Raw genomic sequence first — 19,484 nt, 5'->3', positions numbered from 1 at the left:
TTCTATTCCATTCTCGCCAAAACCCTTTATTGACTATAACATCGCATATTGTTACACTTGTTTCGCCGATACAATCGTATCGGCGGATGGCATAACTGTCAACAGGAGGCGTGAAAATGGAACAAAACCTGCAAATTGTTTCACCGATGAGCAACCAAGGTCGAAACGCCTATGTCACTGAGCGTCTTACAAATACTCTTTTGGTCTTGTTACGGGATAAGCCCATTAGTGACATTTCCATCAGCGAACTGTGCGAAGGAGCCGGTGTAGGTAGAGTATCCTTTTATCGCAATTACACAGAAAAAGAGGATATTTTAAAAGCTTATATCGACCTGCTATTTCAGAGCTTTATGGATGAATATCATAATTACAGTGAGGGTATCGAGAGGCCGTTAAGTGATTTAATTCGCGCACTCTTCACACACATTGAAGACCATCTGGATTTTTACCGTTTGCTCAATGAAAGAGGACTTGTCTATCTCCTGAAGGATGTTGTCGTAGAAATCTGTGGATTGAAGCCTGAATCTTCTAAAATAGAGGCCTATTCAAAAGCCTTTGTTGCCTACACGTTATATGGTTGGGTCGAAGTATGGTTTCAAAGAGGAATGAAGGAATCTGCAACTGAAATGGCAGATATGTTTAAGAACTTAGGACTTTAAGAAAAATTCCAATCATCTTTTGAGGGATCTTACAGATCTATGGATGGCAAAGACTTTTCGCGTGCGGAAAGCATGATTTGGACAATCAAAAGAGCCAAGGAAACGGAGGGAACGTAAAAAAATGCGAACTCCGTTTTTTCGTGTTATGTATAGGAGCGTATAAACGGCAAGCAAGTCGGTGTGGCCACACTCCGAATTTTTTTGCTGGGTCAGATTCCACAAGTATACCATGCGGGGCATGCCTTGAACTTTTCAAGCTCGCTTCAACTTCAGTCTGTCGTCTTTTCATTTATGTTATAGAAAATATATGAGTGTCACTAATTACAATAAACGAACATTTATTACATTTTATTCTTTTTCCTACATCTCAGTTGCCCTTTTCGAGTCTATCTTCCCCATTTAATACTTGAAAGGAGATGGAATGATGCGAAATGGTAACAAAGATAAAGATGCAATACTAAAGGTATTTAGCAGCTATGTGAAAACATGCTTACGACGTTCAAGTGGAGATTACTTTAGAAAAAAATATACCATTCTTCGCATACGACTTTACTTGATGAAAAGAAAGCTCGAAATTATAGTTTCAGTGTAAATATTTAATTACCTTCTTTATTACAAGTTGAAGATAAACAAGCTATTTCGCAAATAATTCAAGAACTTAATTTAAGTCCTATAGAAAAGAAAATCTTGTTTCTAAAATATGTTAGGGATCAAACAGATACTGATATTGCTTACTTCCTCGGTATAACTAGACAAGCTGTGAGTAAAACCAAAGCTCATACACTGGTAAAAATAAAGAATCACTTCGACTTACACTTTTAAATCCAGATTGGCGAAAATTAATCTTCATAAGGGTGCCGAAGAATATCCTGATGCTTCTTCGTTTTTGAAGCATGGCCGTAGAGTTGGTCTGTTTTCAAATCCAATGTCACAAGCAGATGCTTGACTCCAAGCGGACGGTTGAAGGTCGCCCGCAGCCGGACCGGTCTTCGTTGTTGAAACCAACCCTTCCCGCGATAAGGTTGAAGAGAAAGCGGGCCAAATTCATCCATACAAATTACACGCCCATCCGTTGGTGGGTTCTGGTGGAGGCCTTCGATTCGTTTTTTTAGACTCAAAGTCTGGGTCATTTAAATCCTTCCATGTTTTTGTGTTTTGGTACGTAATCTTGGCTTCGCCTAGAATGACCCGGAGCATTTCAATGGAGATGGAAGATTTAGAAAAGCCCTTAAAAATTTTGAACAATTACATAATTTCCAAAATATAGTATTGCGTAACATAAAGAGCCATAAAACTATCCTCCCTCGCCATAATAATAAACCAGCCCATATTCGTCGAATTTCAATTAATCATTCACAGTAAAATTAAAACACGACAGCAATAAATTCTTGCTGTCGTGTATGTTAATAATATATCTAATTAAAATTTTGCAACGGAGGCGACTTTCACATCAATCCTCTATCCCCTTACCCGCACCGGCTATACCCGCAGTTGCTGCAGGTCTTGCAGCCTTCGATGTTGATCAGCGAGGCGCTGCCGCAGGATGGGCAGAGGTCGCGGGAGGCGGTGGCGTGGCTGTGCGCACTGTGGCCGCCGTGGCCGTCATCGGTGGAAGCTGCCGCCGGGACGCTGGATTTCAGCTCGGCGCTGAGCGCTTCGTTGAAATCCAGCTCCAGTGTGGCCGCGATTGGAGCGGGCACATGGTCGTCATGGGCGTTGTTCAGCACATGGGTTTCCAGGGCTTTCGCTACTGCGTCGGCAATGGACTCGACGCGGTTCGCGCCGAAGCCGATGGCGCCGGAGCCGCCGATACCCTTGAGATGCTTGATCAGCAGCTCAACCTTCTCGCCGTGGTCGCCGTAGCGCAGGAACAGCGAGCAGACACGGCCCAGCGCTTCGGCCATGGCGAAGACGTCGGAGCCGGCTTTGCCGACATTCAGGAAGATTTCGGCCGGAATGCCGTCCAGGTCATTGATGGTGATATACGCCATGCCGAACGGCGTGTTGATCTTATAGGTAGCGCCGCGCAGCACCTGCGGGCGTTTTTTGTATTGTTTGTCTACTGCGCTTCCCTGCGGCGCAGGAGCAGTGGCTGCAACCGCGCCAGCTGTTGCAGCCGGTTCAGCAGCCGGAGCTGCTCCTTCAGCTGCCGCTGCATCCTTCTTGTCTTCCTTCTTCGAGGTTTCCAGCACCTGTACGTCACGGCTGCCGTCACGGTAGATCGTTACGCCTTTGCAGCCCAGATCGAAGGCCATTTCATACAGCTCTGCCGTTTCCTCAACGGTGAAATCGGACGGGCAGTTCGCCGTTTTGGAGATCGAGCTGTCCACCCAGCGCTGGATTGCCGCCTGCGCCCGGATATGATCCTTGGCGGACAGATCCATCGAGGTCACGAAGTAATCCGGAAGCTCTTCACCGGGATGGGCTTCCAGCCATTCCTGGGCAATCGGCACGAATTGCTCGTCGTAGCCGAGACGGCTCTGACGGAAGTATTTGAAGGCAAAATAAGGCTCGATCCCGGTCGAGGTGCCGACCATGGTCCCCGTGCTGCCTGTAGGTGCCTGAGTAATAACGGTAACATTGCGCATGCCGTTCTTACGGATCGCTTCACCTACTTCAGGGTAGGTTTCGGTGATGTTTTTCATAAATCCGCTCAGCAGATATTTCTCTGTATCAAAGGCCTGGAAGGAACCCTTCTCACCGGCAATTTCGGACGAAGCCAGGTACGCTTCGCGGGCCATGAAGCCGTAGAGCTTGTCCAGGAACTCCAGCGATTCCGGGCTGCCATAGCGGATGTTCAGCTTGATCATCAGCTCGGCCAGACCCATGGTTCCCAGACCTACGCGGCGTTCCTTGCGCTGATTGGCTTCATTTTCCGGGAAGTGGTACGGTGTCTTGTCAATGACGTTGTCCAGAAAACGGACGGAATAGCGGGTAGTCGTCGCAAGATCAGCCCAATCCACATCATGATTCTCCGCATCATAGAATTTGGAGAGGTTGACGGCAGACAGATTGCACACGCCCCAGCCCGGCAGACCCTGCTCACCGCACGGATTCGTGCAGATAATCGGGTTGAAGTACCAGCTGTTGGACATCTGATTATAGTATTCCATAAATACGACGCCCGGCTCAGCCGATTTCCAGGCCGATTCAATAATGGTATGCCAGACATCGCGGGCCTTGACCGTGCGGTAAGGAATGACTGCGCGTCCGTCAGCCTTCCATTTATCCAGATCGCCGTCCCAGACTGCATCATAATCAGGATCGGTGGTATCCGGGAAGACCAGCTCCCAGTCCAGATCCTCCTTCACAGCCTTCATAAAAGAGTTGCTCACGCATACCGACAGGTTGGCATTTGTCACCTGACCCATGGTCTGCTTCACGGTGATGAAATCGACAACATCCGGATGCCAGTCATTGATCATCAGCATCAGCGCGCCGCGGCGGCTTCCGCCCTGCTCAATCAGTCCGGTTGTGTAGCTGAACAGTCCGCCCCAGGATACGGAGCCGCTGGATGAGCCGTTCACGCCTCTGACAATCGCGCGGCGCGGGCGCAGCGAGGACAGGTTAATGCCGACTCCGCCGCCGCGGGCCATGATTTCAGTCATTTCGGACAGCGTCTGCATGATGCCGCCCCGGCTGTCTTTTGGCGAAGGCACAACATAGCAGTTGAACAGTGTCAGTTCTTCGCTTGCTCCGGCACCTGCGGCAATCCGGCCGCCCGGAACAAGCTTCCAGTCATCCAGAATCGACCGGAATTTGCCTGTCCACTCTTCCTGAAGCTCAGGGGTAGACTCTACGGAAGCCATAGCGGAGGCAAGCCGGTCCCACATTTCTTCCGGGGTCTTCTCTATGTTAAGCGTCAGCTTCTCCACATCGGACTCTACAAGCTCGCCGCTGCGTGTTTTTACCGTTACGATACGCCCGGTACGTTCAACAATTTCTCCGACTTCCTTGGTAGGGAATTTCGGATCGTCTTTGGTCAGCACAAGCACCACATCGCCTACCTTGGCATTGTTGCTGTCCGCATCCTTCCAGGCGTAGCGGTCCAAAAATATTTTTTCGCTCAGACCCTCAAGACGCTGCTTGCGTTCCACTGTACTCAATAGAAAAACCTCCCGGATATTGTGATATGTAAACCATGAAATACAAGGATGCCTCATGGCGCTGATCTATAAATCCCTATATTTCAGCAGAAACTTTGCGGGAATCCGCCGCAGCCGGCGTGCACTCAGGAAGAATCCCTTGTCAATAAAAAATAACCGCAAAATGCCCGTTGTAATCAAAAATTTCAAGCATTTGTAACAATATATTGTGTCAGTCAGCTTTTCAACTATACCACATATTGTGTGGAAGGTCTTTTTCGAAAATAGGAGCATCTCGCCGAAATATCGGCAAAAGATGGCACTTTTACTCCCTCTTGCTCGCTATTTTACAACATCCGGCCGAAAATAGCAGGTTATGAATTCTCTCTTTTAAGAGCATACTACTGCTACGCGTTCGATATGAACCAAGCACCGGAGGAGGCTGCAACATGACGCAATTATTCCGCAATTCCCTGCCCGAAGAGGCGGGTACCTCGGCTCCCCTGCTTCCTGTTCCCCTGTCTTTTGAACGAAACTGGCTGAATGATTTAGAGTCAAGGCTGGACAAGGGCGGACCTTGGGGAGACTGGAGATTATCCAGGCTGGCCGTCGAGGGCGAGAAGTCCGGGCTTGTCACCAGCTTTGATGAGCTGCAGTGCATGAAGCATCTGTCCGGGCTGTCCCCGCTCCCCCACCAGCTTGATACCGCCCATAAGGTACTGTTCCAAATGTCAGGACGCGCCATTCTCGCCGACGAAGTCGGGCTTGGCAAGACGATAGAAGCCGGGCTTGTGCTGAAGGAATATCTGGTGCGGGGACTTGTGGCCAGAGTGCTCATTCTTGTTCCCGCTTCACTGGTGCTGCAATGGGTGCGCGAGCTGAATACCAAATTCGGGATCTCCGCTGTAGCCCAGAAGAAATCCTACTCCTGGAGCAATGACATTGTGGTCGCCTCTATGGATACCGCCAAGCGGGACCCGCATAAGGAAATGCTGCTGAACAATGAATACGACATGCTGGTTATCGATGAAGCCCATAAACTCAAAAACAAAAAATCCTCCAACTACCTGTTCGTTCAGCAGCTCCGCAAAAAATACTGCCTGCTGCTCACCGCGACTCCGGTTCAAAACGATCTCGGGGAGCTGTTCAATCTGATTACGCTGCTGAAGCCGGGCCAGCTTGGAAACCAGGGGGATTTTGCCACTAATTTCGTGGTGGACAAGCGCCAGCCGAAGAATGAAGTCCAGCTTCGGGATGAGCTCTCCAAAGTCATGATCCGCAACCGCCGCGGCGAAGGTCCGGTCACCTTCACGAAGCGCAAAGTGCGCAATATACCGCTCACGCTCTCACCGGAGGAAAAAGTATTATATGACGGTGTCACCGCTTTTGTCAAAGACCAATATCAGGAGGCTGGCGGCAATCTCAGCAGCATGCTCTCTCTGGTCACACTTCAGCGGGAGGTATGCAGCAGCCGGGATGCCGTATTCATCACTCTCGTCAATCTGATCAAAAAGCTTCCGGCCGATTCTCCCAAGCGCGACCGGATGATGGAGCTGCTTCAGACCATCCGCACGGTCAAAACCAACACGAAAGCGGAGAAGACCATGGAGCTGATCCGGGAAATGAACGAAAAGGTGATTGTGTTCACTGAATACCGGGCCACCCAGGAGTATCTCCTGCAGTATTTCCGCGATCACGGGCTCCAGTGCGTCACCTACTCCGGCGGCATGAACCGGGGCAAAAAGGACTGGATGATGGATCTCTTCCGCGGCCGCGCCCAGGTGATGATTGCCACGGAAGCCGGGGGCGAGGGCATCAACCTGCAGTTCTGTCACCATATGATCAATTTCGATCTGCCCTGGAACCCGATGCGGGTCGAGCAGCGCATCGGCCGGGTGCACCGGCTGGGCCAGGAGAATGATGTGGTCATCTACAATCTATCTACCGAAGGCACCATTGAGGAGCATATTCTCCATCTGCTGCATGAGAAGATCAACATGTTCGAGATGGTGATCGGCGGGCTAGACGTGATTCTGGAGCGCTTTGAGAAGAAGGAATCGCTGGAAAAAAGCCTCTATAAGATCATGCTCGAAGCCCGCAGTGACGAGGAGCTGCGCAGCGGCGTGGATCACATAGGCGACTCGCTGAGTGAGCTGACCCACGGGATGCGGGACGGACAGGAGGCAGAAGCATGACGCTCACCGCTCAGGAAATACGCAGGCATGTGATGGATTACCTGGAGGCGACGGAATGCTCGATTATCGAGGCGTCGCCGCTGCATGTAACGGTGAAGCTCTCGCCGCGTGCGGACCGGATGCTTACGGACCGGCCTTATTACTGGGGGTTTGTCGAGCGGACGGGCGTGGACCCGGAGACGCTGTCTTTCACCTTCGTCTTCGAGCCGGAGAAGTACGACAATCTGGCCGCTGCGGCGCAGGCGGCCCCTCCTTCCCGGCCGCTGCGCCCGGGGAACCCCGCAAGCGCTGCGGGTCTGCCGGCCGGAGCTGGAGCGGCCGGGATGGAAGCCGCCGCAGACACCGGCGGCATCACTGTTGGCGGCCCGCCAATGGGGCCGCCCGGGCTCCCGGCTGATCCGCAGGACAGCATTCTCGCCCGTTTTTTCGGGGTCGTTCCGGCGCTGCCCCGGATCGGTCCCGGCATGATCAGGCGCGAGGACATTATCTACGGCAGCAAGCGGCTGCGGCAGATCTGGGCAGCCGCCCGGGATGAAGGCAAATGCCTGCAGCTCTTTGAGGACCCGGGAAGCAGACAACGGATGACCTTATTCTCGGCTGCCTATGAGCCATGGCTCGCTGTCTGCTACAAGGTGGAGATGAGCTGCGATCTGAAGCGCGAAGAGCTGCATTTTATCGGCGTCTCCCTCACCACCGGGCTAATCATCCCGGACTTTGAAGCGAAACTGGCCTCCCGGGAACTGACCCCGCGCCTGCCCGAGAATATTCACATTCAGCCCTTCGAGCTGACTGTTGCTGACGGGGCCGGCCGGCTCGAAGGCTATTTGACCTCCAAGCTGGCCCTCATGGACTACAGTTGGGCCGAGGAGGCACGCGAACGGCTGCGGCTGGAGCTGGACATTGTGGATATATACTACCAGGAACTGCTCAAAGAGCAGGATGAGGAAAAAAGACTGGCCACCCTTGAACAGTACAACCGCCGCCGCAAGGAAACGGCTTGGCAGTATGAACCGCAGATTGCAGTTTCTGCCGTAACCTATGGCCTCTTCCACCTGCGGAGCACATAAGATGCGACCCGGCTCGCTAAAAGCAGGCAAAAAAACAGCGGAATTCCTGCACGCCCGCGCGACAGCAAGCAACAGTCTTTTTGAAGCTTGTCCCCTACAATAGAAGCAGGATGAACCGTGTGAAAATTTTTATATTTTAGGAAAGGTGAACGACAAATGAAGATAAAAGCAAGGCAGACGGACAGGCTCGGACGGCGTGTACGGCTCCTCCTCTGTCTGTGTCTGGGACTTACCCTTTATTCAGCGGGTTCCGCATTTCCTGCCGAGCTGTCCGCCACAGGTACCCGGGTAACCGTTACGCAGGCGGTCTCCCAACCCTCTTTGCCTTTACTTGAAATGAAATGGATGGCTTCACCGGATTCGGTGCAGGACTTCGCCCGTCTGACCATTAACAAGCTGTCTGCCGACCCGCCTTTCACCTCCTGGAAAAATGCCGGCACCGAATATTATCCCTTGGGACCGGGAACCCACAGCTGGCTCGTCAATGTTATGGACGGAGAGCAGCGGATCGGCTATTTAATTATTACCGCTAAGGATCAAGGCGGTTATATGCTCAGTGAATACGGAGCCGGAAGCTACGGCCTCCCCTACAGCTTGCAGGATCTGCGCCAGTTTCTGGCGCAGCAGGAACTTATCCCGTCCAACTTATCCGGACAATTGGAACTTACGGCACTCTACGCTCCCCTGCTGCCGTTATGGAAGTTAACGATAGACAACAAAACCCTGTATATTAACGCATCCGTACTGCAGGTTCTGCCATGGAGTATAAGCAAGGCAGAGGATATGCTTCATGCGAAATCTGCCGCTGCCGGCGCAATATCCAGCCTGGAACCCGGCCTTGCTCCCCTTCCCGCCTACCAGACTGGGGGGCAGGATGATCCCTATGCCGATTTGCTGTGGCTGTCAGCGCCTCCGCTGGCTCCCCTGAGCGGAAACCAATTCGCGCTTGCTCTCGCTTCCGGGGGCAGCCTTGCCTTTCAGTCTCCGGGCCGCAATGACGCGTTTGGAGGTCCGTTTATGATTACCGGCTGCCAGAACTGGGGCTTATCCGCCTCCGGCACCGGCACGGCAAGCGGCGGGGCGGCCATTGTGTATGCCGCTTCCGGTCCGGAAGGCAAGCGGTATCTCCCGCTGGCGGTGCTGCTGGACAGCGGTACCCTGCACACGCTGACTAAGGAACGCAGCCGCACTACTCTCGGTTCTGCGCCAGGAGCGGTTCCGCCCCGCAAATGATACTATTATTGCAATAAGCGCAAGCCAAAGAACCTTCTTTTGCCGTCGAACCGGCATGAGAAGGTTCTTTTTGTTGTAATTTCCGCTATATGAGTTGAACTGAAAGAACTTGAAAGTTTGGGATAAGTAATGTGGCTCATAATGAACCAGAGCGAAGTGGAAAAAGTAAAACTAATTTTCTGAAATCCTGGCTTCAGCAGGTTTTAGTTGGATTTTGTACACCTAATTCGTGCATCTTCATCCCATATAGCCGCTTTCAGCCGAATTAGTGGTACTTTTTCCAACATAGCAGCTTCCACAAGCCAAACCAGTTCAATTAGTGGTACTTTTTCCCACTAAGAATGACTAGCCCAGTTTTTTAATTTAATCGATATGGCGGCTTACTACGTTCCGAGTTTCTCCATGTCTTTATTTTTGTCTGGCGAAGCCGCCCGAGTCCTGTCGGATTTGCCGCCGCGGGCCCACTTGCTGCGCCATATAGACCAGCCAAGCGGAAGCATCCCGAACCATTTTTCCGCCCACGGCTGCTTCCCGGCCTTTCTGCGTTCCCGGCTGGCCCGCGGGTCTTCCATATAGACGACTACCTTCTCCGTAATAAACTTCACCAGATCATCTCCGCCGGAAGCCATCTTGGCACCTCCTGTTTCCTTTGATCGGTTATTCCCCTTTGTCAGCTATAAGCTTCATGTATCTAGTCTGCTCCAATCTGCCTCTCCCTAAACCATTGTCCTGTATTTCGTATAGGTTCGCCTGCGGCGGCGCACTCTAACATAGTATCCATCCCAAAAGATCAATATCCTGGGCAAGGAGGTCATTCAATTGAAAACACAAACCCCAGCGGCCCCCCCGGCAGTGCAGACCCGGCGTTTGTGGCTGCTTCTGACAACAGCAGGACTGCTGCTGTCGCTCATGTCAGGAACGGGAGCGGGGGCACAGGCGGTACCCGGGGAACACGGAGTTTCCGGGGTTACCGGGGCTTCCGGGACTTCCGGGACTTCCGCAACTTCCGGGACTTCCAGGGCTTCCGGGACGGAAGCAAGTCCGAAACGCCAGCAGATGCTGGGCCATGATCAACGGATCATTCTGATTGATGCAGGCCATGGAGGCATCGACGGAGGCACCTCGCACGGCCCCATTCTGGAAAAAGATATTACACTGGCGATTTCCCGCCGTCTGTTCCTGCTGCTGCGCAGCGATGGCTTTGATGCCATCCTGAACCGGACCGGCGACTATGCGCCCAGTGACGAAAACCGCTGGCTCCGCAGCTCCTCGCGGCATATGAAGGATCTGGCCCAGCGGAAAGAGCTGGCGGAGACACTGCCGGCGAACGTGGTGGTCAGTATTCATATCAATTGGGCGCGATCCCCGGCGAAACAGGGGCCTTTGGTTTTGTACCGCCAAGAAGGTCGCAGCTTCCTGCTGGCAAAGTCAATTCAGGACCAGTTGAACCAGCTCTATGGTGTAAAGGCGGAACCCATGGTAGGGAAACCCTTTTATCTGCTCAACAAAATAACCGCCACAACGGTTATCGTTGAGGCGGGATTCATTAGCAGCCCGAGTGACCGGAGCAGGCTGTGCAGCCCGAAAGGCCAGGAGGAAATTGCCGAAGCCATTGCGGTCGGCATTGCTGCCTATCTTATGGAAGTGTAACCCGGGAATTCCATTTCCATTGGTCCTTGACCAGCTCGGAGATTCCGACAAATTCAACACTGTCCTTCAATACGGCAATGCCGCTGCGGATACCTGCGGCGGTTTCTTTTCCGTGGATGCCGACATGTCCGATGGTTACACAATAGTTTTGATTCAGCGCCTTTTCCTGCACCAGCCGCATTTGCTTCACGACGTGGGCTGAGGTATGAACATCGTCCAGAAAAATGTGATTCTCCACCGGGGGCAGTCCGATCTCCTGCGCCATTCTTCCGGCAACGGACCGGTAATTGGTATGGCTGTCGACAAAAAACAATCCGCGTTCCTTGCAGACCGCCAGCACAATCCCCATGACCCGCTCATCCCCGGTTACCTTGGAGCCCATGTGATTGTTGATTCCGATGGCAAACGGAACATTATCCAGTGCTGCCTCGACCGATTTCCGGACCTCCGCATCGCTCATCCGGGTCAGGACGGCTCCGGGACCCAGCCATTCCGGTTTGCCCTGGCGCGGCTCCATGGGCAGATGCACCAGCACATCAAGCCCCAGCTCATGAGCCCTGGTGGCATCCTTCACCGAGGTCGGCAGGAATGGCATTACCGCTACGGTGAATTTGACCGGGAGCGCAAACATCTCGTCAGTCCCCTTCATACCGTTGCCGAAATCATCGATGATGATGGCTACACGGCTCCGCCTTGCGCTGTCCTCCGCAGACTGCACCCTGGAGCTGCGGCCGCCGTTTGGCGCAGCAGGCTCAGCCAGCAGGACAGCTGCTGCTTTGTCCCCCCCGCTGTGATGGACAGCCTGCGGAAGACCGGCCCCAAATGCGGGCGGAATTGCAGCGCAGAGGGCTAATATAAAAACTGCGGCAGGGTAAAAATACATCTTGATGCGCTTAACCATACGTTTGCCCTTCTTCATAGGGAACGCCTCCTTCGAGTTCTAGTTCTCATTGTTTGGAACACGAAGGATAAATATGTACTGTCCGGCTGCGCAATTATTAACAATCGTCAGGAAGCCTGCTGTCCCTGCCGGTCTGCCGCAAGCATAGCATCCAGCACCTGCTGCGGCGAAACGGCAAACGGCATGTTCCCCATCGGGTTATCCGCTGCACAGCTCGCTTCGGCGGCAATCATCAGCCTGTCCGTCTTTGCAGCGCTCAGGCCCAGCTCGCCCAGGGTTACGGGCAAACCGGCCATCCGGCAAAAAGCAGTGGCCTCTGCGATTTCTTCCGCAGGTGCCTGCTCCAGCATCAGCTGTGCCAATGTGGCAAATGCAACCTTCTCCCCATGCAGCATGTGGCGGCATTCCTCCAGCAGCGTAAGACCATTATGAATCGCATGGGCCGCGGCCAGCCCTCCGCTCTCGAAGCCGATGCCGCTGAGATAAATATTGGCTTCGACGATCCGCCCAACCGCTTCTGACCCGATCCCTTCCCGGCAATCCCGCAGCGCCTCCGCTCCATATGCAATCAGGGTGTCATGACAAGCCCTGGCCAGGGCAAAGGCGGCGATGGAGCTGCTGCCCCCGGCCTGGGTGACAGCACCTGCGCTACGGCAGGCCCGGGCTTCATAGTAAGTAGACAGCGCATCCCCCATACCTGCAGCCAGCAGTCTGGGCGGCGCTTTGGCGATAATATCCACGTCGGCAATCACCATATCCGGGTTGCGCCGCAAAGGGAGGTAGCAGTCCAATTGTCCGTCCTCCGTGTACAGCACCGACAGTGCGCTGCATGGCGCATCCGTAGAAGCCACCGTTGGAACGAGAACCACAGGAAGACCCGCAAAGTGGCTGACGGCTTTGGCCGTATCCAAGGTTTTGCCGCCGCCAATCCCTACAATGACATTGCTGTTAACCGCTGCCTGCGCTGCAGAGACAATACGCTCCACCTGCTCAATCGAACATTCTCCCCTGAATTCCTCCTGAACGAGCGCAACGGAATGCTGCTCAAAACTACGGGTAATCTCTTCTCCATACAGCGAGCGAACAAACGGATCAACGACAGCATAAACCCCTTTCGCCCCAAGCTGTGAGCAGTACAGTCCAAGCCTGGAAACCTCGCCGCTGCCCTGAATATATTTGAACGGAGCACCAATGATCTGCGTCATATGCAATTCCCCCTAGAAAGTTTGGCGTGCTTACACTTCCTGAGTATGTTCTCAATAGCGCTGCTTCGGAAGCCTATGCTTGCCAATTCCTTTCATTTTAAGCAGGCTGCGGGAAATCGTGCAATGAAAAAAGCCCCACCCCTAAAGGCTAGAGCTTCCGGGTTTTATCGGATTGTCCGCCGCACCGGCATCTTTTTCTGGCCAACGGTCAGCTCGCATTCCTGCGGTCCGAGGTAGTTCTGGTCAATTTTACTGTCGATCAGGTCTACAATCTGCTGCAGCGAGGCGATCTGATCCAGGATTTTCTGCTTATGATTCAGGATCATTTCATGCAGCTCGGGGTATTCGGACAGGTTGGAGTCCAATGACAGATCCAGATATGGACGCATGTCGTCCAGCGACATTCCTGTTTTTTTGAGGCAGGTAATCAGCTTCATGGTCTCAATATCGTTGTCGCTGTAGATACGGTGGCTGTTTCCCTTGCGCTGCGCCCGGGGGAGCAATCCGATCTTCTCGTAATACCGGATGGTATCCTCCGTAATTCCAGTTAGCTCAGCAGTTTGTTTAATGGAATAGCCCTGCACTATATGCACGCTGGTACCCGCTCCAGTTTCACTCATAGGATCACCTCTTGCGGATTATTTTAGACGATGTACATTCATTGTATAACCTGGAGCTGACTCCAAGTCAACTTTATTTTTAGAGACAACCATATTTCCTTCGTTCTCTTTTGTGCCCGTATACCGGGCTGGGGGTGGCGATGGGAAATGCCCCTGAGGAAGTAAAACTTCATGCGGATGTGGTCACCTTAGTCCATTTTAAACAATCCTAAATTCTCCTCTTGACTTGGAGTCGGCTCCAAGTTATACACTGAGCGCAATCACGGCAGGCCCAGAGTTATAATCCGCCAGCCCAGACTTAAGCCCAAAAGGAGAAATGACAAATGACTATAGGACAACAACACCGCGGAACTGCGCTTATTACAGGAGCAAACAACGGAATCGGGCTCGAATTGACCCGTAAAATGCTGGCAGAAGGCTGGCAGATTATCGCCTTGATCCGTTCAAGCTTTCCCGGTGACGATTCATTGGTCAGCGGGGCTGTCAAAAGCAAACAGCTGCGGATCTACAAAGCCGACCTCAGTGATTTCACCGCACTAAAACGCGCCTTGAATGAGATCAGGCTGCAGGAGCAGCAGATCGATCTGCTGTTCAACAATGCGGGCGGCAGCTTTCCTGAGCTGCTCTACTCCAAGCAGGGACGGGAGCTGCATTTCGAACTGCAGACCGTAGTGCCGTATATCATCATCATGGAGCTTCAAGAGCTTCTCCAAAAGGGACAGCTGAAAACTGTTGTCAATACTTCCTCCAATGCCGCTATGACCGTGAGGCATTTCGACCCGGAGACACTGGAGCATCCCACCAAGTTTAAAAAGCTGCTCGGCCCATATGCCGCCTCCAAGCTGGCCCTCTCCCTCTGGACCCGGGAGCTTGCGCCGCAGCTGGCCGCAGCAGGAATTATGATCCGGAGCGCAGACCCGGGAGCCAATAACACGCTGCGCAGCGGCAAGGACTCCGGATTGCCATTCTGGCTGAAGCCGGTCATGAAGCTGTTCTTCCCGCATCCGAGCCATGGCGCCGGACTGCTGTACAATGCGGCCTTGGGCCGGCACAGCAAACTGCCCGGCGTCTTTCTGATCAAGGATCAGATAACTGAGCTGAAGTTCGCAGAATACAGCTCCAGGGTCCTATCGAAGGTGCAAGCCATATATGAGCAGGAATTTGCCGCCGCCGGTAGGTTGGGTTGAGCGCAAACCGGAGCTTTTGCTCCTGAAAAAAACGATTTGAAGCATATACGGTCATATACGCGAGCTAATCTGCATTCAATTGTACTTTTTACAATAGAACCCCCCGAATCTAGCGGAAATATGGAATCTGTTGCACTCTGGAGACAATTTCATAATTCAAAACCCTTGCTAGGATTGGTTTTTTTGAGCATAGAAAAGGGAGTACCTCCCCAAATCTCGAAGATATAGGTGACCAAACCAACATCCGAGAATGAAAAGAGGTAATCCCCATGTATTCTATTCGGCAAGAAGAGCTGTTTTCCTTTGAGGATTTGTTGCTGATGCGACCGGAAGATAAATACAGTCAGATCTTTGAACACTTAAATCTCGCTCCGGTCTTGCACGCGCTTGGAAAAAAGAACAACCGTGGGCGGCCGGAAGAACTAAACGTACCCGCGATGATCTACTCGCTGCTCATCGCAAAAATGGAGGGCATCGAGTTTGTATCCGCGTTGGTCCGGCGACTTCGATTCAGCGAGGAATTTCGGGTGCAGTGCCGGTTCACCGGTTCCAACCGCATCCCGAGCGAAGCCTCGTACTCCCGTTTGATTCATGTGCTTGAGCAAACGGGCATGCTCGAGGACCTTCAGGATACTCTGGTGCTGTCCGCCCTGGAGGAAGAGTTCGTTACGGGTATGCATCTCGCTTTGGATTCCTCTATCGTTGAGGCTTGGGATAGCCTATTTAGCGAAGCTGCATCCAAACGCCGCGCGGCCCGCCGTGCTAAAAAGCCAAGTGATGCTCCGGTGGCTCAGCAGCTGCAGCTAGAACTCACCGAGCCCGAGTCCGAGCCTGTGGACGAGCGGCCCAAAAAACCCGTCTACCCGCCTGGACGTCCTTCTGCTGAAGAAAAGGAACGTCGGCGCAAGGAACGGGAAGCTTATGAAGAGAGCCTAGGACCGTTTGAGAAAACCATTGAACAGATGCTGCCCTACACGTACGATGAATTGCTTGCAGCATTACCCCGGCATGCCGCGCGTTGTGACAAGAAAAATGCGAAAGGTAGACTTACCAGTTATTACGGGTTCAAGGCAAATCTGCTGGTCGATGCGGACTGTCAGTATATTCTTAGTGGCTTATGGAGTTCGGCGAATTTGAATGACCAGCGCATGGCGGTTATCCTTCTCAAAGGCCTGCTCCTGAAGTTTCCTAGGTTAAACGTAAAGCATGTCTTGGGAGACAAAGGGTACGACAGCGCAGCCATCTACCAGTTGATTCATTCGTTAGGCGCCTATCCTACGATTCCAATGATTCACCACAAAGAGCCGCCCAAGGGAATGAACTCGGACTACAATCCCGTATGCTCACAGGGGCATACCTACCGCTACGACAGTTTTGATGCCAAGTACGAAACGCTGAAGTATACCCAGCCGAGCCAGTGCAAAGACTGTCCACTTTCCGGTTCCGGCTGCCAAAAGGTGTTTAAAATCCGCATACAAACGGATTTACGCAAGCACACCTATCCCGCAAGAGGTAGCGAGAGCTTTACAGAGCTGTACAAGAAGCGTACGGCAGTGGAGCGAGTTTTTGCATATCTTAAAGAGTATTTTGGCATGAAACGTACGCGTCACCGCGGCGTCCGGGCAAGAGTTGATTTCCAGCTCAGTACACTAGCTTACAATCTCAGCAAGTTTGCGCTAGACAAGTTAAACCAGCGGTTACGCAACTCCCAGCAAGTGGCCTGATTTTTTAAAAAATGACCTTAGATTTTGGCCGAGTCTTGCTATTCAGCAAACTGAATTATGAAATTGACTCCAAAATACAGCAGAATCTGGCGAAAATGGCGCTTTTGACTCAAAATCAAGAAATCTACTGCACGAAATACAATAGAATGCAGTTTAGCGCAGAATAATAAGCATTCTGTTGCATAAAGTGCAATCAGCAAATTCATCTTATCGACAATGAAAATTACGGAGTTCAAGTTAATAGGAGGTTTCATTATGAGCGAGGATTTCTACTGTGACGAAGTATTCAGCGGAAAAACACCTGTCAATAAAGTAATCGAAACTGATCATGTATTAGCCTACTATCATACCAAGCCATTCTATCCCATTCACATCGTCGCTGTCCCCAAGCGGCATATCTCTTCATTACTTACGCTGCAGGAAAGTGACAATGAGACGCTTCTTGAGCTGCTAGGAGTGATTAAGCAGGTTGCCGCGATGGTGACAGAGAAATACGGAGCCTGCAGAGTCTCTACCAATCTGGGGGATTATCAGGATTCCAAACACCTGCACTGGCATATTTATTTCGGAGAACCGCTTCGATAGCTCCCCGGTCTAATGCTTCGATCAAGCGCTGTGTTCCAGTTACCCCCCCCATAATCGTATCTCCCCTTCGCCTGCTGATTCAAACTGCCCGGTTGAGTTAAATATATCCGATAAGCATATTATAGGATAAGCAGAGGAGGGCATTATGAAGAAAAGCGCCGCCGGAAGAGCATTTTCTTTTTCCAGACAGCTGTACCAAAAGATGAAACTGGATGATGTGCAGGGGATCAGCGCGCAGCTTACTTACTACTTGATCCTGTCCTTGTTCCCTTTTCTGATTTTTATTATGACCCTGATTGGCTATGCCCATATTTCAGTAGAGGACAAAATTCGTGATCTGGAGCAGATCATGCCTGCAGAGGCTATCTCGATTATCGAGGAAATTCTGAAGGATGTGGCAGAGGGCCGCAGCCAGGCCTTGCTGTCCTTCGGGATGCTGGGCACGTTATGGGCGGCTTCCAAAGGAATCAATGCTATTATCAAAGGCCTTAACCGTGCCTATGATATCGAAGAGAGCCGGGTGTTCTGGAAAATACGCGGCATTGCCTTTCTGGCTACCCTGTTCATCGGATTGGTGGTGCTGCTCAGCATTCTGCTGCTGGTGCTTGGCACCTGGCTGAAAACACAGGTTTTTCTGCTCATCGATTTGCCCTACGGCTTCCAAAAAATATGGGACCTGCTGCAATATGCCGTCCCGCTGTTTGTCATGTTTCTGGTGTTCACCCTGCTCTACTGGATTGCCCCCAGCCGCAGGCTCACGCTGAAAGAGGTTATGCCCGGCGCGATGTTTGCCACCCTCGGCTGGATCATAACCTCTATCCTGTTCTCCGTCTATGTCAACCAGTTCAGTAATTTCACCGAAACCTACGGCAGTCTCGGCGGAGTGATGATCCTGCTGATCTGGCTGTATATCAGCTCCATCATCATCCTGGCCGGCGGGGAGATCAATGCCATCCTGATGAAGCGTTCACTCAAGCGGTAGATCAATGGTGTTTAAAGTTTCCGGCTGCGGTTGCATCTGCCGCTTCAGCTTCGGTCAGCGGCAGATATGCGCCTTCCTCCCGCAGACGTCTGCGGAGCGCAGCGATATCTACTGCGTGGACGTCAGGCGCTGGCTGTGCGGAGGCCATGGCAGCCGCGATTCCGGCAGCTTCACCCATGGCCAGACAGACCGGCATCACTCTGACACTGCCCTGCACCTCGCGTACACAAGAAATGGAGCGTCCGGCAACCAATACATTTTTCAGAGATCGGGGTGTCAGGCAGCGGTAAGGAATACCGTGCGATTCCCCCGGACCATAACGTTTAATGACTTCCGGTTTGCCTCCGGCCTGCTTTTCTTCCTTCTCCGTTCCATGAATATCAATGAAATAGCTGTTGCGGCAGATTTCATCCGCAAAGCTGCGGCGGGCCACATAATCTTCAACACTAAGCACATAATCTCCGGTAATTCTCCGTGTCTCCCGCACGCCCAGCAAAGATCCCGTATTGGCTACATATGAGCTTCCAAAAGAAGCCGGTATAAATTCAGCAAGCGCGTCCCTGTAGGCTGCAGCCAGCTTGCGGCCCTGCATCAGGGCCTCCGATATGGACCCGGCATCCGTATTATCCACTTCCCATAAATGTCCGGCGTTGAACCCCACCGTTCTGGGGGCGATCATGTTGTTGCAGATATGCGCATCAGGAATCAGGGGATAGCAGCCTGATTTGAGGATGTCATAGATCGGACTGGTTTTGTTGTTGCTGTGCAGCAGCGGACCATTGAGATAAGCGTATTCATCCACATTACCCAGGGTGAAGCAGTGTGTGGCAGGCATCATCTCACCGGTCTGCGTATCTCCCTTGAGATATTCCGCTCCCGCCCAAGCGGCAACATCCGCATCACCCGTACAATCGATATACACCTTGGCCTGGAGAGCCTGAAGTCCGTTCTTGCTGGCCGTAATCAGCGCCGTCACCTTGCCGTTGTCATCTGTATCTACCGCCCCAAGCTGTGTCATGAACTGAACGACTGCCCCCGGCTCCCGGACCAGGTCGTCATAGATAACCTTCAGCTTCTCCGGGTCATCGGTACCCAGTCCATAGCATCCTTGCGGACATGCGGCATCTGCGCCTTGAGGGACTCGAACACCTTCACAGCCAGCCCCCGGTAAATGATCTGCTCCAGATCAGAGAATGGGCACCACGCCGGGACAAGTCCCGAGGTCCCCATTCCGCCCAGGCTGCTTGTGGCTTCAACCAGCAGGGTTCTGGCCCCCTCCCGCGCCGCCGCGGCTGCGGCGGTGCATCCGGCCGGGCCTCCCCCCACAACAATAACATCCCATGAATCCTGAAGCGGTATTTCGCTGTTCATTCTGTAACTGCCCATGCGCT

Annotated in this window: 18 protein-coding genes; 10 read left to right on the top strand and 8 right to left on the bottom strand. The window is 52.5% G+C overall.

The window, feature by feature from the left end:
- Positions 1–116 precede the first annotated feature (116 nt).
- Complete coding sequence (locus tag PRIO_RS12940) at positions 117–659, top strand: TetR/AcrR family transcriptional regulator (protein ID WP_020430761.1); 543 nt, start codon at positions 117–119, stop codon at positions 657–659.
- Positions 660–1,498: 839 nt separating this feature from the next.
- Here the strand turns inward: PRIO_RS12940 and PRIO_RS12935 are convergent.
- Complete coding sequence (locus PRIO_RS12935; protein ID WP_052741447.1) at positions 1,499–1,789, bottom strand: hypothetical protein; 291 nt, start codon at positions 1,787–1,789, stop codon at positions 1,499–1,501.
- Positions 1,790–2,125: 336 nt separating this feature from the next.
- Complete coding sequence (locus PRIO_RS12930) at positions 2,126–4,765, bottom strand: adenosylcobalamin-dependent ribonucleoside-diphosphate reductase (RefSeq protein WP_046502754.1); 2,640 nt, start codon at positions 4,763–4,765, stop codon at positions 2,126–2,128.
- Between the two features lie 428 nt (positions 4,766–5,193).
- Between PRIO_RS12930 and PRIO_RS12925 the strand changes: the two genes are divergently transcribed.
- From PRIO_RS12925 to PRIO_RS33855, 3 genes are all read left to right on the top strand, one after another.
- A complete protein-coding gene (locus PRIO_RS12925) occupies positions 5,194–6,939 on the top strand; it encodes a DEAD/DEAH box helicase (protein ID WP_020433580.1) in 1,746 nt (581 codons plus the stop codon).
- Entirely contained in the window at positions 6,936–8,006 is a 1,071-nt protein-coding gene (locus PRIO_RS12920; protein WP_046502747.1) for a YqhG family protein, read from the top strand. Before PRIO_RS12925 ends, PRIO_RS12920 begins: the two co-directional genes overlap by 4 nt.
- Positions 8,007–8,162: 156 nt before the next feature.
- Positions 8,163–9,239: a hypothetical protein gene (locus PRIO_RS33855; RefSeq protein WP_020433583.1), complete on the top strand. Its 1,077-nt coding sequence runs from the start codon at positions 8,163–8,165 to the stop codon at positions 9,237–9,239.
- 383 nt (positions 9,240–9,622) lie between these two features.
- Here PRIO_RS33855 and PRIO_RS12905 read toward each other — a convergent pair whose 3' ends face one another.
- A complete protein-coding gene (locus tag PRIO_RS12905) occupies positions 9,623–9,868 on the bottom strand; it encodes a YqzE family protein (protein WP_020433584.1) in 246 nt (81 codons plus the stop codon).
- Positions 9,869–10,058: 190 nt separating this feature from the next.
- On the opposite strand from PRIO_RS12905, the gene PRIO_RS12900 reads away from it, so the two are divergent.
- Positions 10,059–10,889, top strand: a complete 831-nt coding sequence (locus PRIO_RS12900; protein ID WP_052741446.1) for an N-acetylmuramoyl-L-alanine amidase — start codon at positions 10,059–10,061, stop codon at positions 10,887–10,889.
- Here PRIO_RS12900 and PRIO_RS12895 read toward each other — a convergent pair.
- The 3 genes from PRIO_RS12895 to PRIO_RS12885 all read right to left on the bottom strand — a co-directional run bounded on the left by PRIO_RS12895 (position 10,876) and on the right by PRIO_RS12885 (position 13,615).
- A complete protein-coding gene (locus PRIO_RS12895; protein WP_046502740.1) occupies positions 10,876–11,808 on the bottom strand; it encodes a divergent polysaccharide deacetylase family protein in 933 nt (310 codons plus the stop codon). The genes PRIO_RS12900 and PRIO_RS12895 overlap by 14 nt on opposite strands.
- A gap of 89 nt (positions 11,809–11,897) precedes the next feature.
- Positions 11,898–12,995 carry a glycerol dehydrogenase gene (locus tag PRIO_RS12890; protein ID WP_020433594.1) on the bottom strand — a complete coding sequence of 366 codons (1,098 nt, stop codon included), beginning with the start codon at positions 12,993–12,995 and terminating at the stop codon, positions 11,898–11,900.
- Positions 12,996–13,159: 164 nt separating this feature from the next.
- Entirely contained in the window at positions 13,160–13,615 is a 456-nt protein-coding gene (locus PRIO_RS12885; protein ID WP_020433596.1) for a MerR family transcriptional regulator, read from the bottom strand.
- A 110-nt stretch (positions 13,616–13,725) separates the two neighbouring features.
- On the opposite strand from PRIO_RS12885, the gene PRIO_RS37460 reads away from it, so the two are divergent.
- The 5 genes from PRIO_RS37460 to PRIO_RS12860 all read left to right on the top strand — a co-directional run bounded on the left by PRIO_RS37460 (position 13,726) and on the right by PRIO_RS12860 (position 18,093).
- Positions 13,726–13,827, top strand: a complete 102-nt coding sequence (locus tag PRIO_RS37460) for an HAD hydrolase family protein (RefSeq protein WP_141639228.1) — start codon at positions 13,726–13,728, stop codon at positions 13,825–13,827.
- Between the two features lie 111 nt (positions 13,828–13,938).
- Complete coding sequence (locus tag PRIO_RS12880; RefSeq protein ID WP_020433598.1) at positions 13,939–14,802, top strand: SDR family NAD(P)-dependent oxidoreductase; 864 nt, start codon at positions 13,939–13,941, stop codon at positions 14,800–14,802.
- Between the two features lie 269 nt (positions 14,803–15,071).
- The gene (locus tag PRIO_RS12875) at positions 15,072–16,526 is read left to right on the top strand and encodes a transposase (protein WP_046501121.1); all 1,455 of its coding nucleotides are present in this window, start codon (positions 15,072–15,074) and stop codon (positions 16,524–16,526) included.
- A 255-nt stretch (positions 16,527–16,781) separates the two neighbouring features.
- Positions 16,782–17,111: an HIT family protein gene (locus PRIO_RS12865; RefSeq protein ID WP_020433811.1), complete on the top strand. Its 330-nt coding sequence runs from the start codon at positions 16,782–16,784 to the stop codon at positions 17,109–17,111.
- Between the two features lie 145 nt (positions 17,112–17,256).
- Complete coding sequence (locus PRIO_RS12860) at positions 17,257–18,093, top strand: YihY/virulence factor BrkB family protein (protein WP_046502724.1); 837 nt, start codon at positions 17,257–17,259, stop codon at positions 18,091–18,093.
- 1 nt (position 18,094) lies between these two features.
- Here PRIO_RS12860 and PRIO_RS12855 read toward each other — a convergent pair whose 3' ends face one another.
- Together PRIO_RS12855 and PRIO_RS37200 are read right to left on the bottom strand one after the other, a co-directional pair.
- Positions 18,095–19,144, bottom strand: coding sequence for an FAD-dependent oxidoreductase (locus PRIO_RS12855; RefSeq protein ID WP_269451296.1), 1,050 nt, complete (start codon positions 19,142–19,144; stop codon positions 18,095–18,097).
- Between the two features lie 17 nt (positions 19,145–19,161).
- A complete protein-coding gene (locus PRIO_RS37200; RefSeq protein WP_197545418.1) occupies positions 19,162–19,479 on the bottom strand; it encodes an FAD-dependent oxidoreductase in 318 nt (105 codons plus the stop codon).
- Positions 19,480–19,484 lie beyond the last annotated feature (5 nt).

This window comes from Paenibacillus riograndensis SBR5, assembly GCF_000981585.1.
Taxonomy (GTDB): domain Bacteria; phylum Bacillota; class Bacilli; order Paenibacillales; family Paenibacillaceae; genus Paenibacillus_AQ; species Paenibacillus_AQ riograndensis.
The sequence above is the reverse complement of the archived record's forward strand: the minus strand, read 5'-3'. Positions and strand labels throughout refer to the sequence as shown.

Bases quoted from the DNA above. Each gene is read 5' to 3' on its own strand.
- PRIO_RS12860 (WP_046502724.1), top strand. From the start codon at position 17,257: ATGAAGAAAAGCGCCGCCGGAAGAGCATTTTCTTTTTCCAGACAGCTG.
- PRIO_RS12895 (WP_046502740.1), bottom strand. From the start codon at position 11,808: ATGAAGAAGGGCAAACGTATGGTTAAGCGCATCAAGATGTATTTTTAC.
- PRIO_RS12920 (WP_046502747.1), top strand. From the start codon at position 6,936: ATGACGCTCACCGCTCAGGAAATACGCAGGCATGTGATGGATTACCTG.
- PRIO_RS12875 (WP_046501121.1), top strand. From the start codon at position 15,072: ATGTATTCTATTCGGCAAGAAGAGCTGTTTTCCTTTGAGGATTTGTTG.
- PRIO_RS12925 (WP_020433580.1), top strand. From the start codon at position 5,194: ATGACGCAATTATTCCGCAATTCCCTGCCCGAAGAGGCGGGTACCTCG.
- PRIO_RS12940 (WP_020430761.1), top strand. From the start codon at position 117: ATGGAACAAAACCTGCAAATTGTTTCACCGATGAGCAACCAAGGTCGA.
- PRIO_RS33855 (WP_020433583.1), top strand. From the start codon at position 8,163: ATGAAGATAAAAGCAAGGCAGACGGACAGGCTCGGACGGCGTGTACGG.
- PRIO_RS12890 (WP_020433594.1), bottom strand. From the start codon at position 12,995: ATGACGCAGATCATTGGTGCTCCGTTCAAATATATTCAGGGCAGCGGC.
- PRIO_RS12905 (WP_020433584.1), bottom strand. From the start codon at position 9,868: ATGGCTTCCGGCGGAGATGATCTGGTGAAGTTTATTACGGAGAAGGTA.
- PRIO_RS12935 (WP_052741447.1), bottom strand. From the start codon at position 1,789: ATGACCCAGACTTTGAGTCTAAAAAAACGAATCGAAGGCCTCCACCAG.
- PRIO_RS12885 (WP_020433596.1), bottom strand. From the start codon at position 13,615: ATGAGTGAAACTGGAGCGGGTACCAGCGTGCATATAGTGCAGGGCTAT.
- PRIO_RS37200 (WP_197545418.1), bottom strand. From the start codon at position 19,479: ATGGGCAGTTACAGAATGAACAGCGAAATACCGCTTCAGGATTCATGG.
- PRIO_RS12880 (WP_020433598.1), top strand. From the start codon at position 13,939: ATGACTATAGGACAACAACACCGCGGAACTGCGCTTATTACAGGAGCA.
- PRIO_RS12865 (WP_020433811.1), top strand. From the start codon at position 16,782: ATGAGCGAGGATTTCTACTGTGACGAAGTATTCAGCGGAAAAACACCT.